Here is a 16,139-nt window from a genome sequence, read left to right on the forward strand (position 1 = left end):
TCAGCCTAAGATTCGGCCTGATCACTGAGCAGGACGCGCACCCCCCAGAGATAATCGGCCGGCTGAGGGACGCCCGCCTTGCGGAGATCGTCCGTGTATTGCTTGGGCGACAAGGGCGGCCGCTTGTAGTGAGCGAGGTCGCGTGCGGCGGCATCGGTCAGCACGCCCGGCTCGACGCCTTCGGCTTCGCTGAAAAACGCATCCGGATGGCGGGTGTGGATGCCATAGGGCGCCAGGGCGTCGGGCGGAAAATCCTTCTCGTTGAAGGTCACGATCACGTCGGCCCGGCCGACGATGGCGGCGGCCAGGATGTGGCGGTCGTCGGGATCGGGCAGGGTCAGCGCCGGAATCAGGCCGGCATATCCCGAGATGAGGGCATCCGGGACTGCGATGTCCATCATCGTCCGGATCGGCTCGATCTGCTCGCGCCGGAGGTCGGCACGCCTGCCGAGCACCGACCGGATCCATTCGTCATGGACTTCTGGGCTCCAGCGCGCCCGGAAAACCCCGCTCTGCGCGACCTCCATCACGAGGCTGCGCAGGCGAGCTCCGAAGAACACGTTCGCGTCGAAGAAGGCCGTGAACGTGGACGGCATGATCAGTCGAGGCCGAGATCCTGCGTCAGGTCGGCCATGCGGTCGAGGGCATCCTGGCGCTGCGCCTCGTCCTTGCTCTTGAACGCGATCAGGTCGGCGGCACGCACACGCCTGTGCGCCCCGACGCGGCGGAACGGCAGCTCGCCGCGCTCCAGCAAGCCGACGAGATGAGGCCTGGAGACGTTGAGCAGGTCCGCGCCCTGCTGGGTCGTCAGCTCGGCGTCCAGGGGGATGAACGACACGGCCCTCTGGTCGCCCATACAGGCCAGCACGTCGACGATCAGCCGGAGCGCGCGCGCGGGCACCGGCACGACGACATCGACCGATTCCATCACGCGCAGGCGGACATCCTGGTTGCCCTCGGCGATCGGTCTCAGGCGCGCCACGGCCTCGCGCGCGATGAGAGCCTCCTCGTCGCTTGCCACGAAAGGCGCGGTCTCCAGGGGCGATCGCCTATCCCGTCTCTCGGTCGTGACCGTCATAGGGCCCTCCGCATCGGTCGGCCGCGTGGCCGCTCGGTAGAAATTGCGGGCAAGCGCATTATTCGAAATAAACGACACACGTAAACACGATGCAGCGCGCGGCCGGCCGTGAGACCATGCACCGATCGCATGTGGGGATTTCGGGCATAGCTTCGGGGCGCACCGGCCATTTTCGCCTGAACGTCCCAGAATGTCGCCGATCGGTTTAAGCGCCCCTTAACCATGTCCGCGCAAGCTCCTGTTGACAGGCGGGCCCTCCGGCGCCCGCGATGGGGATGGGCGGATGGCCGAGGCGGCGAGGCGTTACCAGCAGGCGGGCAGCTCGGATCTCGTGCGGCGCCTGATCGCCCGGCCGGTCCGGCTGGAGCAGCAGGCCCGGACCCGGCTGCCCCTGCCCGGCCAGGAGCCGCGCGTCTCCGGCGCCCCCCAGGACGACCTGTCCGAGGATTTTGACGACGCCGACGAGATCGCCCGGCTCGAAACCGAGCTGCAGGTGATGAAGGCGGTGCTCCGGGCCCAGCGGCAGGAGGTCGAGGCCCTGCGGGCGCAGCGCCAGCTCCTGACCGAATCCGCGGCGAGCGACGACGTCCGGGCGACCCGCGAGCGCTGGGCGTCCCTGGTCGACACCCTCCTGATCCGCGCCCGGTGATCCCTCTCCAGACCAAGCGGGGTACGGCCATGGGCGCGCGCTGCTCGCTCGTCGTCAACGGCCGGTCGGTGCGCGTCTCGACCGGCGATACGCCGCTGGAGGCGGCCCTCGCCGAAGGCATGATCGCGCCCGTCCAGGCTCAGCTCGCCAACCAGAGTGCCGGCCAGGGCAATGCGGCGCCGTCGAGCCGCCGGCCCCCGGCCCGCCGGGCCCGGGCCGAGGCCCTGCGGCCGAGCCTGCCCGGCGCCCCGATCCTGGGCCAGGAGGAGGCCCCGCCCCCGCCGGTGGCCATCCGCAAGGGCACCGTCACGGAGATCCGCCGGCTCTGCCCCGGCATCGTCGAGGTGGTGGCGACCCTGACCCGGCGGCCGAACCTCGAACCCGGCCACCAGGCGCTGGTCACCTTCGCGGGCCTGCCCGCCCTGACCCTGGCCCCGACCCTGCGGGTCGACGGCTCGGCCGAGATCAACGAGGCGGTGTTCCATATCCCCCGCGACCCCGAGGGCGACCCGGTCGACGCGATCCGCCTCGACCAGCCCGTGCGCCTGAAGGGCCCCGTCGGCCGCGGCCAGTACCGGCCCGGCGGCGGGCGCCTCGTGCTGGTGGCGGCCGGCGCCGGCTTCGGCCCGATCTGGTCGATCGCCCGGGCGGCCCGCTACAGCGAGCCCGCCCGCGAGATGGCGCTCGCGGTGGGCGCCCGCGACGCCCTCGACCTCTACATGCGCGAGAGCCTGGACTGGCTGCGCTGCACCGGCGTCGGCCGGATCGTGCTCTGCGCCGACCGCGGCCGCCAGCGGCCGCCGGACGTGCGCTCCGGCCCGCTCACCGCCCACCTGCCGAGCCTGCGCGCCACCGACGTCGTGCACGTCGCCGGCGACATCGCCACCGTCGGCGCCGTGCAGGTGCTCGCCGCCGCGGTGGGGGCGCGCTGCTACCCGATCGTCCTCGCCTGACCGCGACCGCCGTCAATCCGGATTCACAAGGTCCGGGACCTTGTGCGGGTGCAGGGCGGAGCCCTGCTGTCGGGCTTTGCCCGAACCATCAGGGCTCCGCCCCGAGACCCCGCCAAAGGGCCGGGGGCCCTTTGGGAACCCGTGTCTTCCCGTGAGGCGGTCAGCGTCGATGTTCCGCGTGCTCTGCCTCGGCTACAGCGTCACGGAGCTGCCGGGCTATGTCGAGCGGGCCAACGCCCTGGCCGAGGCCGAGGGGCGGCCGGTCACATTCCTGCGCAGCGGCTGGGGCGGACACTCCCTGCCCTCGATCGCCTGCCTGATCGACGAGATCCTCGACGCGATTCCCTGCGACCACGTCCTGCTGGAGCTGTTCACCGGCAATGTCCGCTACTTCGACGGCGCGACGATGCGGGCCTACCTGGACGACATCCTGGCGGCGACCGCGCGGCGGGGCCTGCCGGTCGCCTTCCTCAACCTCCACCAGGGCGGGGTCGATTACGCGGTCGAGCCCGTCGCCGCCCTGCTCGCGGAGTACCGCGCCCTCTACGGCATCCCGTATCTCGATATTGCCGCGCCGGTAGCGGCGGGCGACAGCGGCTATTTCCTAACGGACGGGACCCATGTCGCGCCGGCCGGGGCCGAGCTCTACGGCACCCTGGTCTACGCCTTCCTGCGGGCGCCGCCCCCGGGCCGCGCCTATATCGACCGGTTCCGGACATTGCCGGTCCGGTTCGAATCCCTGCTCCTGCGCACCCTCCCCGGCCTGGATTGCGGGTTCGCGCTGCGCCGCAACGGCATCCCGCTGCATTTCCTGGAGATTCCCGAGGGCGAGAGCGCCGAGATCCCGTTCGGGCGCTCGCGCCACGCCATCGGCGCGCTGGTGACCTACGGGCCGCTTGCCGGCACGCTGACGGTCGAGGACCCGGCGACCGGGCGGATGCGGGCGATCACCGCCTACGACGAATTCTCGTACTACACGCGCTCGGTCTACCGCACCGCCGTGTTTCCGGCCGCGCGCTCCCTGACGGTCACGCAGGAGGCGGCGCTGCCGGACATCGCCCTGCGCAAGGGCGAGCCGGACCGGGGGCCACGGCTCGGACGGGTCTCGCACATCTTCTTCCGGCGCAGGCTCGGCCCCGCCGAGCGCGCGGCGCTGCTCCGCCACCGGCTGCTACGCAACCTGCGCCGGCTCATGGGTTTCCCAAGGGCCTGAGGCCCTTGGGCGGGGTGTCGGGGCGGAGCCCCGATCATCGGGCGAAGCCCGACAGCAGGGCTCCGCCCCGACACCCGCGAACGGTCGAAGACCTTTCGAAACCGGGACTGCTTCAGCCCAGGCGGACGCGCCAGATCTCCTCGGCGTATTCGCGCATCGACCGGTCGGAGGAGAACCACGCCATCCGGGCGGTGTTGCGGATCGCCTTGGCCCACCAGCCGCGGGGATCGCGCCAGGCAGCGTCGATGGAGCGCTGCACCCGCCAGTAATCGTCGAAATCGGCGGTGAGCAGGTACTGGTCGCGCTGGCGCAGGTCGTCGGTGAGCGGCCGGAACCGGCCCGGCTCCTCCGGCGAGAACCGCCCGGAGGCGATCATGTCCAGCGCCGCCGCCAGCCGCGGCGAGGCCTGGATGGCGCGTGCCGCGTAGCCCGGCTCGGCCTCGCGGGCCTGCACCCCGGCGGCGTCGAGGCCGAAGATGAAGATGTTGTCCGCCCCGACATGGTCGCGGATCTCGATATTGGCGCCGTCGAGCGTGCCGACCGTGAGCGCGCCGTTGAGGGCGAACTTCATGTTGCCGGTGCCCGACGCCTCCATGCCGGCGGTGGAGATCTGCTCCGACAGGTCGGCGCCCGGGATGATCGTCTCGGCGAGGCTGACCGAGTAGTTCGGCAGGAACACCACCTTCAGCCGGCCCGCGACCTCGGGGTCGTCGTTCACCGCCTTGGCCACGTCGCAGGCGAGCTTGATGATCAGCTTCGCCCGGACGTAGCTCGGCGCCGCCTTGCCGGCGAAGATCTTCACCCGGGGCGTCCAGTCCCGGTGCGGCTCGGCCTTAATCGCCTGGTAGAGCGCCACCGTCTCGACCACGTTGAGCAGCTGGCGCTTGTATTCGTGGATGCGCTTGACCTGGACGTCGAACAGCGCGTCCGGGTCGATGTCGATGCCGGTGCGCTCGGCCACGACCCTGGCGAGCGCCTCCTTGCGCTGCCGGCGCACGGCGGCGTAGCGCGCCACGAAGGCCGGATCCTCGGCATGGGCCTCGAGGCCCCGGAGCAGCGCGGGATCGTCGAGCACGCCGGCACCCACCGTCTCCACGGCGAGCCGGGTGAGGCCCGGATTGGCGTTGTGGAGCCAGCGCCGGAAGGTGATGCCGTTGGTCTTGTTGACGATCTTGTCCGGATCGAGCGCGTGCAGATGCGCGAACACCGTGGACCGCATCAGGTCGGTGTGCAGGGCCGAGACGCCGTTGACCCGGCGGGCGCCGTGGAAGGCCAGGTGGCCCATGCGCACCCGGCGGCCATGGGCCTCGTCGATCAGCGAGATCGAGGCCAGGTAGGCGGCGTCCTGATGGGCGGCGTCCTGGCGACCGTGCTTGGCCTGCTCTTCCAGGTGCATCCAGTTGATCAGGTAGATGATCTGCATGTGGCGCGGCAGCAGCCGCTCCATCAGTTCCACCGGCCAGGTCTCCAGCGCCTCCGGCAGCAGGGTGTGGTTGGTGTAGTTCAGCGTGTTGGTGGTGACGTGCCAGGCATCCTCCCAGGAGAGGCCGTGGTCCTCCATCAGGATGCGCATCAGCTCCGGCACCGCGATGGCCGGGTGCGTGTCGTTGAGCTGGATCGCGGCGTGGTCCGGCAGGGAGCGCACGTCGCCGCGCTCGGTCACGTGGCGGGCGATGAGGTCCTGGAGCGAGGCTGAGGTGAAGAAGTATTCCTGGCGCAGGCGCAGTTCCTGGCCCTCGGCCGAGGAATCGCTCGGATAGAGCACCCGTGAGATCGCCTCGGCGCGCATGCGCGCCGCGACCGCGCCGACATGGTCGCCGCCGTTGAAGCGGGCGAGGTCGACCGGCTCGCCGGCCTCGGCCTTCCACAGGCGCAGCCGGTTGACGTGGCGCCCGCGCCAGCCGACCACCGGGATGTCGTGGGCGACCGCCCGCACGGTCTCGGCCGGCTGCCAGTGGCGGCGGATCACGCCCTCATTGGGCGAGGACAGGGTGACGCTGCCGCCGAAGCCGATCGTGTAGGTCGCGTCCGGCCGGACGAACTCCCAGGGGTTGCCCTCGGCGAGCCAGGTTTCGGGCGCCTCGCGCTGCCAGCCGTCCTCGAAGGATTGCCGGAACAGGCCGTGATCGTACCGGATGCCGTAGCCGACCGCCGGGATGCCGATGCTGGCCATGCTGTCCATGAAGCAGGCGGCCAGCCGCCCGAGGCCGCCATTGCCGAGGGCCGCGTCGGGCTCGGCATCCTGCACGGCGTCGAGATCGACCCCGAGCTCCCGCAGCGCCGCCCGGGTCGTCTCGGTGAGTCCGAGGTTGTTCATCGCGTCCGACATCAGCCGGCCGATGAGGAATTCCAGCGAGAGGTAGTAGACCCGCTTGTTCGGCACGGCCTTCTCGGAGGCCATGCAGGCTGCCACGATCCGCTCGCGCAGGGCCATCGCGGTGGCGACGAACCAGTCGCGCGGGCGGGCGGTCTCGGGCGTCCGGCCCAGCGCGAAGGTGAGCTTGGCGCGGATCGATTCCCGCAGGTCGACCACGGAATCGCCGGTCTGCGACAGGAGCGGCGCGGTCCAGGCGGCGGCCGCCGGAATCTCGGAGGCGCTGTCGTCGCGCATGGCGTCCCGCTGGGCGGGCGGAGTGAGAACGTCGTTCAGCACGTGCGGGTCCCCCAAAGTCAGCGCCCCGGATTCTACCGCCAGGGCTATCGTGGGCGGATTATCTCTTTTGATGGATTGCCACCGCGTGAACGGGCGGACGATCCGTGCCCCGAAGCCGCGACTGTGCGGCCGGTTTCCGGGCGAAGTCGTGGCAGCGCCGCCCCGACCGGGGCGTGCGACGACGCGGCCAGAGATATGGCGCGACTGCGTGACATTCTAGACACAACGGCCGGCGCCGCCAGCCCGCGACGCGCGCATCTGAGCCGTCGCCAGCGCGCGGCTCAGCGGTTAACCGTAGCGCCGGGATTCGCGGGGCGCAGCATGACCGAGACCGTCTGGTGGAAGCGCGGGACCGTCTACCAGGTCTATCCCCGCTCGTTCCAGGACACGAACGGCGACGGGGTCGGCGACCTGCCGGGCATCACGGCGCGGCTCGATTACCTCGCCTGGCTCGGGGTCGACGCGGTCTGGATCTCGCCGGTCTACCCCTCGCCCATGGCGGATTTCGGCTACGACGTGGCCGATTACTGCGGCATCGATCCGCTCTTCGGCACGCTGGCCGATTTCGACGCGCTGGTCGCGGAGGCGCATCGGCGCAAGCTGAAGCTGATCCTCGACTTCGTGCCCAACCACTCCTCGATCGCGCATCCGTGGTTCGCGCAGAGCCGGTCGTCGCGGTCGAGCCCGAAGCGGGACTGGTACATCTGGCGCGACCCGGCCCCGGAGGGCGGTCCGCCGAACAACTGGCTGTCGAATTTCGGCGGCCCGGCCTGGACGCTGGATGAGGCCACCGGCCAGTATTACTACCACGCGTTCCTGGCCGAGCAGCCGGACCTGAACTGGCGCAACCCCGCGGTGCGGGAGGCCATGCACGATGCGCTCCGGTTCTGGCTGGAGCGCGGCGTCGACGGGTTCCGGGTCGACGTGATCTGGCACCTGATCAAGGATGCGGGATTGCGCGACAACCCGGCCAATCCCGACTACGCGCCGGGCACGCCGGAGATCAACCGCTTCACCCAGGTCTATTCCGCCGACCGCCCGGAGGTGTTCGACGTGATCGCCGGGATGCGGGCGGTGCTGCGCCGATACGGCGAGCGGGTGCTGATCGGGGAGATCTACCTGCCGATCGAGCGGCTGGTGGCCTATTACGGCCCCGACCTCGCGGGCGCCGACCTGCCGTTCAATTTCCAGCTGATCCAGACCCCGTGGCGGGCCGACGCGGTCGCCGACCTCGTGGCCAATTACGAGGCGGCGCTCCCCGAGGGCGGCTGGCCGAACTGGGTGCTGGGCAACCACGACCAGCCGCGGATCGCGGCCCGGGTCGGCGCGGCCCAGGCCCGCATCGCCGCGATGCTGCTGCTGACCTTACGCGGCACCCCGACCCTCTATTACGGCGACGAGATCGGCCTCGGCCACGTCCCGATTCCCCCTGAGCGCGCCCGGGATCCCTGGGAGCGCAACGAGCCCGGCCACGGCCGCGACCCGGAGCGCACGCCGATGCAGTGGGACGAGGCCCCGCAGGCCGGTTTCTCCGCCGCGGAGCCGTGGCTACCCCTTTCGGAGGATTGGCCGACCCGCAACGTCGAGGCCCAGCGCTCGGACCCGGCCTCGATGCTGACCCTGCACCGGCGGCTCCTGGCGCTCCGGCGCGACCACGCGGCCCTGGCGGTCGGCGGCTACCGGAGCGTGCCCGTGGAGGTCGCGGACGTGTTCGCCTACGAGCGCTTCGCCGACGGGGAGAGCCTGCGCGTGATCCTGAACTTCGGCAGCGATCCGCAGGGCCTGCCCCTGCCCGAGGGCGACTGGACGATCCTGCTCTCGACGCTGGCCGGGCGGGCGGGGGAGCGCGCCCGCGCGACGCTCGCCCTCGGCCCCGACGAGGGAGTGATTCTCCGCCGCGCCTGAACCCGGCCTGCCATTTCTTGTCGCAGTGCAGCGCAGTCATCGCGCTATGGCCGAATCTGTAACCGATGCTTAAGGCTGTCCCTGGCCTAAATTGTGCGTCGCAACGGAACCGTCGCGACGGAGGAGCATTGGACATGGTTGAGGCCGTGACAGCCGTGTCTGCCCGATCCTCTGCCCGACCGGGGCATCCCGCCCGGCCAGGATCGATGCCGATGCAGGACGCGCTTCGCGGTGGCTCCCTGGCCGAGGGCTCCTTCGGCGAGAGCGGCGGTGCCGCAGCGCAGTTCACCAATCCGGCCTGGCCGGCCTCGCTGCGCCGCCGCATCCTCTACGCCACCCCGGAGATGGCCGATTTCGTGAAGACCGGTGGCCTCGGCGAGGTCTCGGCCGCCCTGCCCCGGGCCCTGGTGCCGCATTACGACATCCGCGTCCTGATCCCCGGCTACCGCCAGGTCCGCGCCGCCTTCCCCGAGATCCCGGTGGTCGCGCGGCTGGAGGGCTTCGCGGGCGTCCCGCCCTGCGACCTCGGCCTGGTCGAGGCCGCCGACGGCCTGCGCATCTACGTCCTGCTGGCGCCCGACCTGTACGAGCGCGACGGCACGCCCTACGGCGACGCCCACGGCGATTTCGGCGACAACGACCTGCGCTTCGCGCGGCTGAGCCTGGCCGCCGCGGAGATCGCCGCCGGCGCCGATGCCGACTGGGCGGCGGACCTGCTGCACCTCAACGACTGGCAGGCGGCTTTGGCCCCGGCCTACCTGGCCTGGCGCGGCCGGCGCATCCCGAGCGTGCTGACGATCCACAACCTCGCCTATCAGGGCCTGTTTCCCCGCGACAGCCTGGGCCGCCTCGGCGTGCCGGACTCGGCCTTCCAGGTCGACGGCGCCGAGTTCTACGGTCAGCTCTCCTTCCTCAAGGCCGGCATCTTCTACGCCTCGCAGATCACCACGGTGAGCGAGACCTACGCGCGGGAGATCCAGACCGCCGAGATGGGCTGCGGCCTCGACGGGCTGCTGCGCACCCGGGCCGGCCAGGGCCGGCTCGCCGGCATCCTCAACGGCATCGACGAGACCTGGGATCCGAGCACCGACCGGCACCTCGCCACCCGGTTCGAGGTCGACGACTGGAAGGGCAAGCGCGCCAATGCCGAGGCGGTGCGCCAGCAATTCGGCCTGGCGGTCTCCCGCGGGCCGCTCTTCGCGATCGTGTCCCGGCTGGTGCACCAGAAGGGCATCGACCTGAGCCTGCAGGCGGCCGAGGCGATCGTGGCCGAGGGCGGCCAGCTGGTGGTGATCGGCCAGGGCGAGGGCCGGTTCGAGCAGGCCCTGCGCGGCCTGTCCAAGCGCCACCCCGACGCGGTCGGCGTCCATGTCGGCTTCGAGGAGGCCCAGGCCAGGCGGATGTTCGCCGGCAGCGACTTCCTGCTGATGCCGTCGCGGTTCGAGCCCTGCGGGCTCGCCCAGATGTACGCCCAGCGCTTCGGCTCCCTGCCGATCGTGCACCGCACCGGGGGCCTGGCCGACACGGTCGAGGACGGGGTGACCGGCTTCACCTTTCCGGAGGCCTCGGCCTCCGCGTTCGGGTCGGCGGTCCGCCGGGCCTTCGAGGCGTTCGGCCAGAAGAAGCGCCTCAACGCCATGCGCCGCCGCGCCATGGCGGCCCGGTTCGGCTGGGACCAGGCGGCCGACAACTATGCCGGGCTCTACGCCCGCGCCATCGGCAACAGCCCGGCGCTCCGCTGGCGCGCGGCGTAGGGCAGGCGCTTCTGCAAGCTTTGAATCCGTTCGCAGCGCGACAGGATAATCCAGTCCGGATATGACACGCGTCCTCCCTCCCCCCTTCGCGGGGGAGGGAGGGCCGGCCGCCAGGCCGGGTCGGGAGAGGAGCAGCGCGACGGTTCAGGATCTCACGCCTGTCGCGCGCTTTCCGGACACGGCGCTCCCTTCTCCCGACCCCTGCTGACGCAGGGGCAACCCTCCCCCGCAGAGGGGGGGAGGGATTTAGGTCACCGCTCCAGCAAAAAGATCATCGTCGCCAGCGGCGGCAGGGTCAGCGACAGGGACTGGGCCTGGCCGTGACTCGCCTGGCCGTCGGTGTGGCCGCCGCCGTTGTTGCCGAGGTTGGAGCCGCCGTACACGGCCGCGTCCGAGTTGAACGCCTCCCTGTAAAAACCCGCCTCCGGCACGCCGACGCGATAGCCCTCCCGGGGGATCGGGGTGAAGTTCGACACCACGATCGCGACCTCGCCGGGATTGGCGCCCTTGCGGGCCCAGGCGATGACGCTGTTGTCCTGATCGTCGGCCACCAGCCACTGGAACCCGGTCTGCTCGACGTCCCGGGCGTAGAGCGCCGGGGTCGCGACGTAGAGCCGGTTGAGGTCCCGGACCACGTCCTTGACGCCCTTGTGCAGGGGATCGTCGAGCAGGTGCCAGTCCAGGCTGGTGTCGTGGTTCCACTCCCGCTCCTGGCCGAACTCGCCGCCCATGAACAAGAGCTTCTTGCCGGGATGCCCCCACATGAAGCCGAAATAGGCGCGGAGATTCGCGAATTTCTGCCAGCGGTCGCCCGGCATCTTGCCGAGGAGCGAGCCCTTCCCGTGCACGACCTCGTCGTGGGAGAGCGGCAGGATGAAATTCTCCGAGAAGGCGTAGAGCAGCCCGAAGGTCAGGTTGTGGTGGTGGTAGCGGCGGTGGATCGGATCCTGCGACACGTAGGATAGCGTGTCGTGCATCCAGCCCATGTTCCACTTGAAGCCGAAGCCGAGGCCGCCCGTGTAGGTCGGGTGCGAGACCCCCGGCCAGGAGGTCGATTCCTCGGCCACCGTGATCGTGCCCGGGGCGTGGCTGTAGGTCGCCTCGTTGGTCTTGCGCAGGAAGTCGATGGCGTCGAGGTTCTCGTTGCCGCCGTAGCGGTTCGGGATCCACTCGCCCTGCCGGCGCGAATAGTCGAGGTAGAGCATCGACGCCACGGCATCCACCCGCAGGCCGTCGAGGTGGTAGTGCTCCAGCCAGAACCGGGCGTTGGCGGCCAGGAAGGTCGCGACCTCGGTCCGACCGAAATTGTAGATGTAGGTGCCCCAATCCTGGTGGAAGCCCTGGCGCGGGTCGGCGTGCTCGTAGAGATGGGTGCCGTCGAACAAGCCGAGCCCGTGGGCGTCCAGCGGGAAGTGGCCGGGCACCCAGTCGAGCATCACGCCGATGCCGGCCTCGTGGGCGGCGTCGACGAAGGCGGCGAAATCCTCGGGCGTGCCGAAACGGCTGGTCGGGGCGAACAGCGAGACCGGCTGGTAGCCCCAGGACCCGTCGAACGGGAACTCGGTGATCGGCAGCATCTCGATATGGGTGAAGCCCATCTCCTTGACGTAGGGGATCAGCCGCTCGCCCAACTCCTTGTAGGTGAGGTAGCGGTTGCCCTCCTCCGGCACCCGCGCCCAGGAACCGAGATGGACCTCGTAGATCGAGATCGCGGCGTGGCGGGGATCCTTGGCGCCGCGGGTGGTCATCCAGCCGGAATCGCGCCAGTCGAACGCGCCGATCCCGTGGGTGACCGAGGCGGTCTCGGGCGGGTGCTCGGCCGCGAAGGCGACCGGGTCGGCCTTCAGCGGGATCAGGCCGCCGTCGGGGCCGCGGATCTCGAACTTGTAGCGCTCGCCGGCCTTGAGGCCGGGCACGAACACCTCCCAGATCCCGCCCTCCTGCCACAGGCGCATCGGGTGGCGCCGCCCGTCCCAGTCGTTGAAGTCGCCCACGACGCTGACCTTGCGCGCGTTGGGCGCCCAGACGGCGAAGCGGAAGCCGTCGATGCCGTCGAGCTGCCCCGACTGGGCGCCGAGCATGCGGTAGACCAGGTTGGTGCCGACCTCCCGCAGGGTCGCCACGTCGTAGGGCTCGATCGAGGAGCCGAAGCCGTAGGGATCGAAGCGCCGCCGCCTGGCCCCGTCCCAGAACTCGACCTCGATCTCGTAGAGCGGCCGGCCCTCGCCCTCGACCCGGGCGACGTAGAACCCGTCCGGGTGCCGCTTCTCGAACGGCACCGTGCGCTCGCCCGTCACCAGGGCGGCGGAGCGCGCCTCGGGCAGGACCGCGCGGACCTCCCAGGCGTTCGGGCCGACCCGGTGGGGGCCGAGCACCGAGAACGGGTCGCCGTGGTTGGCGCTCATCAGCGCGGCGATCGCGTCCGGGTGGACGCTCGGCGGTGCCGACGCGGCCCCGGAATGCGGGACATCCGCGTTCCGCGCGCTCGCCGCTTCCGGGTCGAGCCGCGGTGCGAAGGTCTCGTCGATCGGCGTCATTCCGTTACTCCGGGCTCGTGTCCGTCCGTGTCCAGAATGGTGAGAACCCCCCGGGCGGGGATTTCGATCCAGTCCGGCCGGTTGTTGGCCTCGTAATCGACTTCGTAGAGCGCCTTGGTCAGCAGGCAGAGGCGCAGCAGCCGCGCCCGCGTCGCCGGGTCGGTCACGGCGGCCCGCGTCCCCGCCACGGCCGTCTCGTAGCCGGTGAGGAACGCCGCCTCGATCATGCCGCGCCAGGCGACAGCCGCATCCCGTGCCCGGTCCTCGGAATCGCCGAACCGGACGGTGATCTCGCGGATCACGGTCTCGGCCCCGTACGCGAAGGAGCGCATCAGGCCGGCGACGTCGCGCAGCGGCATCGACTTGGCCCGGCGCTCGTCGGCCGGGCGCGAGGGCTCGCCCTCGAAGTCGACGATGATCAGGTCGCTCTCGGAGACCAGCACCTGGCCGAGGTGATAATCGCCGTGGATGCGGATCTTGTGGGCCCCGCGCGGCGCCTCGGCGCTGAGCGATTCGATCAGCGCCTCGACCTCGGCCCGACGCTGGATCAGGGCCGCGCAGGCGGGCTTGCCGGCATCGAGCCCGCGCTCGGCGAGACCCTTCAGCGCCCGGAAGGCCCGCTCGGCCTGGTGGCGCGCGTCGCGGGCGAGCACCGCAAGGTCGTCCTCGGCGAAGGGCTCGGCCGCGAAGGCCGGGTCGTCCGTCTCCATGGCGAAGGCGGCGTGCATCTCGGCGGTGCGCCGGCCGAGCAGGTCCGCCCAGGGCCCATGGGCCTGGAACGCCTCCGCAGGGCTGACCGCCTCGCTCTCGGGGGTGAGCACCACGGTCTCGAAGTCGCGGCGCAGCCCCTCCAGCATCAGCGTCCAGGCGTCGCCCTGGTTCATGACGAACTTCTGGAGGACCGCCAGCGCCGTCCGGGTGCCGTCCTCGGCCACGTGCTCGAGGGTGCCGAGCAGCGCGGGGGTGTTGGAAAACCCCGCCTGCTCGGTGAGGAAGCGCCCGACCTCGATCTCGGGATGCGTCCCCGGCTGCAGGCGGCGCAGCAGCTTGAGCATCATCTTCGAGCCGATGGCGATCGAGGTGTTGCTCTGCTCCGCTGACAGCCGGCGGATGTCGGCCACGTCCACCGTGACGGCGGGATCGAAAGCCGAGGTGGTGGAAAACACCAGCCGCCCGCTCTCCGTGGGGATCTCGCTGCCCTGGCGCATGGCGTCGATCAGGCCGGCGGCGAAGGCGTTGGAGCCGGCCGCGCCGTAGAGCAGGCCGGTCCGCGGGCCACGGCGCACCCGCGCCACCGCGAAGGGCAGCAGCGTCTCGTCCTCGCGGCCCTCCTCGACGCCCACGGGCACGAAGTAATCCTGGGCTTCGCCGTTGGCGAGCTGCACCTGCAGGCGCGGCAGCAGGAAGCGCGCGCTGCCGTCCGCATCCTTGAGGGCGGCGCAATCGACCACCTTCACGGACCGGATCCGCGAGCCCTTGGCGCCGAACCAGCGCCGGCTGGTCAGGAACGGCGGTACCACGGTGCGCTCGAAGGCGACGCGCTCGCGGCCCGACATCAGGCTCTCGATGCCGCCGGTGAGCACCAGGGTGAACAGCTCCGGCGGCTCCTGCTGCGGACCGATCGCGCCCGAGCGGGCGGCGCTCAAGCTGAACCAGTAGAAGCCGTAGGCCGGCAGGGTCAGCAGGTAGGGCAGGTCGCCGATCGGCGGGAACTCGGTGCCGCCGGTGAGCTCGATCGGCACGGCGGTGCGCAGCTCCGACAGGTCGAGCTGCACCGCCTGGGGGGCGCGCGACAGGTTGGCGACGCACAGGATCCGCTCGTCCGCGTGCTCGCGGATCCAGGCCAGGACCTTGCGGTTCGACGGGTAGAGGAACTGGATCGTGCCGCGCCCGAGCGCGACGCTGTTGTTGCGGATCGCGATCATCCGCCGGGTCCAGTTCAGCAGGCTGGTCTGCGACTGGGTCTGCGCCTCGACGTTGATCGCGTCGAAGCCGTAGATCGGATCCTGGATCGCCGGCAGGAACAGCCGCTGCGGGTTCGCCCGGGAGAAGCCGCCGTTGCGGTCCGGGGTCCATTGCATCGGCGTGCGCACGCCGTCGCGGTCGCCGAGATAGATGTTGTCGCCCATGCCGATCTCGTCGCCGTAATAGAGCACCGGCGTGCCGGGCATCGACAGGACGAGGGACTTCATCAGCTCGATCTTGCGCCGGTCGTTCTCGAGCAGCGGCGCGAGGCGGCGGCGGATGCCGAGGTTGATCCGGGCGCGGCGCTCGGCGGCGTAGAACGACCAGAGGTAGTCACGCTCTTCGGCCGTGACCATTTCGAGCGTCAGCTCGTCGTGGTTGCGCAGGAAGATGGCCCATTGGCAGCCCTCGGGAATCTCCGGGGTCTGGCGCATGATGTCGGTGATCGGGTGCCGGTCCTCCCGGGCGATCGCCATGTACATCCGCGGCATCAGCGGGAAGTGGAACGCCATGTGGCATTCGTCGCCGTCGCCGAAATACTGGGCGGTCTCCTCCGGCCACTGGTTGGCCTCGGCCAGCAGCATCCGGTCGGGATAGCTGGCATCCAGCGCCGCCCGGATTTTCTTGATGACGTCGTGGGTCTCGGCGAGGTTCTCGCAGTTCGTGCCGTCGCGCTCGATCAGGTAGGGGATTGCGTCGAGCCGCAGGCCGTCGACGCCCATGTCGAGCCAGTAGCGCATCGTCGCGATGACCGCTTCCAGCACCTTCGGGTTGTCGAAGTTCAGGTCCGGCTGGTGGCTGTAGAACCGGTGCCAGAAATACTGCTTGGCGACCGGGTCCCAGGTCCAGTTCGAGGCCTCGGTGTCGAGGAAGATGATCCGCGTGTCCTTGTAGGGCTCGTCGGTGTCCGACCAGACGTAGAAGTCGCGCTCGGGCGAGCCGGGGGGCGCCTCGCGGGCCGCCTGGAACCAGGGATGCTGGTCGCTGGTGTGGTTGATCACGAGCTCGGTGATCACCCGCAGGCCGCGGGCATGCGCCGCCGCCACGAAGGCCCGGAAATCCTCCATGGTCCCGTAGGACGGGTTGATGCCCTCGTAATCGGCGATGTCGTAGCCGTCGTCGCGCAGGGGCGAGGGATAGAACGGCATCAGCCAGATCGCCGTGACCCCGAGGTCGCGGACATAGTCCAGCCGCCGGGTCAGGCCCTCGAAATCGCCGATCCCGTCGTCGTTCGCGTCGAAGAACGACTTGACGTGGATCTGGTAGATGATGGCGTCACGGTACCATTGCGGGTCGCTGCGATCGATCATCGCGTCGCTGCCTCATCGGTCGAAGGGACTGGGACCGGCGGCGGGAACCGGCCGGGGCGCGGGCGATCGGCCGCGCGGCGCAAGAGTCGGCGACGGGCGGGCCCGTCGCCGGGGTCAGGAGT

10 protein-coding genes are annotated in these 16,139 nt (G+C 70.6%); 5 read left to right on the top strand and 5 right to left on the bottom strand.

Translation table 11 applies throughout. The features are described 5' to 3' along the window. Positions 1 to 5 precede the first annotated feature (5 nt). Both MKL11_RS29515 and MKL11_RS33455 read right to left on the bottom strand, forming a co-directional pair. Positions 6 to 596, bottom strand: coding sequence for a PIN domain-containing protein (locus tag MKL11_RS29515; protein ID WP_243950274.1), 591 nt, complete (start codon positions 594 to 596; stop codon positions 6 to 8). Positions 597 to 598: 2 nt separating this feature from the next. Beyond that, the gene (locus MKL11_RS33455) at positions 599 to 1,021 is read right to left on the bottom strand and encodes an excisionase family DNA-binding protein (RefSeq protein WP_243950277.1); all 423 of its coding nucleotides are present in this window, start codon (positions 1,019 to 1,021) and stop codon (positions 599 to 601) included. Between the two features lie 340 nt (positions 1,022 to 1,361). Between MKL11_RS33455 and MKL11_RS29525 the strand changes: the two genes are divergently transcribed. The 3 genes from MKL11_RS29525 (at position 1,362) to MKL11_RS29535 (ending at position 3,893) form a co-directional block, all read left to right on the top strand. Beyond that, positions 1,362 to 1,727 (top strand): hypothetical protein, encoded by a 366-nt coding sequence (locus tag MKL11_RS29525; RefSeq protein WP_243950279.1) that lies wholly within the window; start codon positions 1,362 to 1,364, stop codon positions 1,725 to 1,727. Between the two features lie 29 nt (positions 1,728 to 1,756). Further along, positions 1,757 to 2,680 carry a ferredoxin--NAD(+) reductase gene (locus MKL11_RS29530; RefSeq protein ID WP_243950342.1) on the top strand — a complete coding sequence of 308 codons (924 nt, stop codon included), beginning with the start codon at positions 1,757 to 1,759 and terminating at the stop codon, positions 2,678 to 2,680. Between the two features lie 169 nt (positions 2,681 to 2,849). Then, the gene (locus tag MKL11_RS29535) at positions 2,850 to 3,893 is read left to right on the top strand and encodes an SGNH/GDSL hydrolase family protein (protein WP_243950281.1); all 1,044 of its coding nucleotides are present in this window, start codon (positions 2,850 to 2,852) and stop codon (positions 3,891 to 3,893) included. A 112-nt stretch (positions 3,894 to 4,005) separates the two neighbouring features. On the opposite strand, the gene MKL11_RS29540 is transcribed toward MKL11_RS29535, so the two are convergent. Further along, a complete protein-coding gene (locus MKL11_RS29540) occupies positions 4,006 to 6,546 on the bottom strand; it encodes a glycogen/starch/alpha-glucan phosphorylase (protein WP_409565934.1) in 2,541 nt (846 codons plus the stop codon). 321 nt (positions 6,547 to 6,867) lie between these two features. Between MKL11_RS29540 and MKL11_RS29545 the strand changes: the two genes are divergently transcribed. Together MKL11_RS29545 and glgA are read left to right on the top strand one after the other, a co-directional pair. After that, on the top strand, positions 6,868 to 8,451 hold the full coding sequence (locus tag MKL11_RS29545; RefSeq protein ID WP_243950283.1) for an alpha-amylase family glycosyl hydrolase: 1,584 nt from the start codon (positions 6,868 to 6,870) through the stop codon (positions 8,449 to 8,451). Positions 8,452 to 8,663: 212 nt separating this feature from the next. Continuing rightward, positions 8,664 to 10,205 carry a glycogen synthase GlgA gene (glgA, locus tag MKL11_RS29550; RefSeq protein ID WP_243950286.1) on the top strand — a complete coding sequence of 514 codons (1,542 nt, stop codon included), beginning with the start codon at positions 8,664 to 8,666 and terminating at the stop codon, positions 10,203 to 10,205. A gap of 251 nt (positions 10,206 to 10,456) precedes the next feature. Here the strand turns inward: glgA and glgB are convergent, their stop codons facing one another. Both glgB and treS read right to left on the bottom strand, forming a co-directional pair. After that, positions 10,457 to 12,742, bottom strand: a complete 2,286-nt coding sequence (glgB, locus tag MKL11_RS29555; protein ID WP_243950288.1) for a 1,4-alpha-glucan branching protein GlgB — start codon at positions 12,740 to 12,742, stop codon at positions 10,457 to 10,459. Continuing rightward, positions 12,739 to 16,017 (bottom strand): maltose alpha-D-glucosyltransferase, encoded by a 3,279-nt coding sequence (treS, locus tag MKL11_RS29560; RefSeq protein ID WP_243950290.1) that lies wholly within the window; start codon positions 16,015 to 16,017, stop codon positions 12,739 to 12,741. The genes glgB and treS overlap by 4 nt, the downstream gene beginning before the upstream one ends. Between the last annotated feature and the right edge of the window lie 122 nt (positions 16,018 to 16,139).

The organism is Methylobacterium sp. J-077 (genome assembly GCF_022829365.1).
GTDB lineage: Bacteria > Pseudomonadota > Alphaproteobacteria > Rhizobiales > Beijerinckiaceae > Methylobacterium.

Coding starts and splice junctions, on each gene's coding strand:
- MKL11_RS29515 (WP_243950274.1), bottom strand. CDS start 596: ATGCCGTCCACGTTCACGGCCTTCTTCGACGCGAACGTGTTCTTCGGA.
- MKL11_RS29525 (WP_243950279.1), top strand. CDS start 1,362: ATGGCCGAGGCGGCGAGGCGTTACCAGCAGGCGGGCAGCTCGGATCTC.
- MKL11_RS29530 (WP_243950342.1), top strand. CDS start 1,757: ATGGGCGCGCGCTGCTCGCTCGTCGTCAACGGCCGGTCGGTGCGCGTC.
- MKL11_RS29535 (WP_243950281.1), top strand. CDS start 2,850: ATGTTCCGCGTGCTCTGCCTCGGCTACAGCGTCACGGAGCTGCCGGGC.
- MKL11_RS29545 (WP_243950283.1), top strand. CDS start 6,868: ATGACCGAGACCGTCTGGTGGAAGCGCGGGACCGTCTACCAGGTCTAT.
- glgA (WP_243950286.1), top strand. CDS start 8,664: ATGCAGGACGCGCTTCGCGGTGGCTCCCTGGCCGAGGGCTCCTTCGGC.
- glgB (WP_243950288.1), bottom strand. CDS start 12,742: ATGACGCCGATCGACGAGACCTTCGCACCGCGGCTCGACCCGGAAGCG.
- treS (WP_243950290.1), bottom strand. CDS start 16,017: ATGATCGATCGCAGCGACCCGCAATGGTACCGTGACGCCATCATCTAC.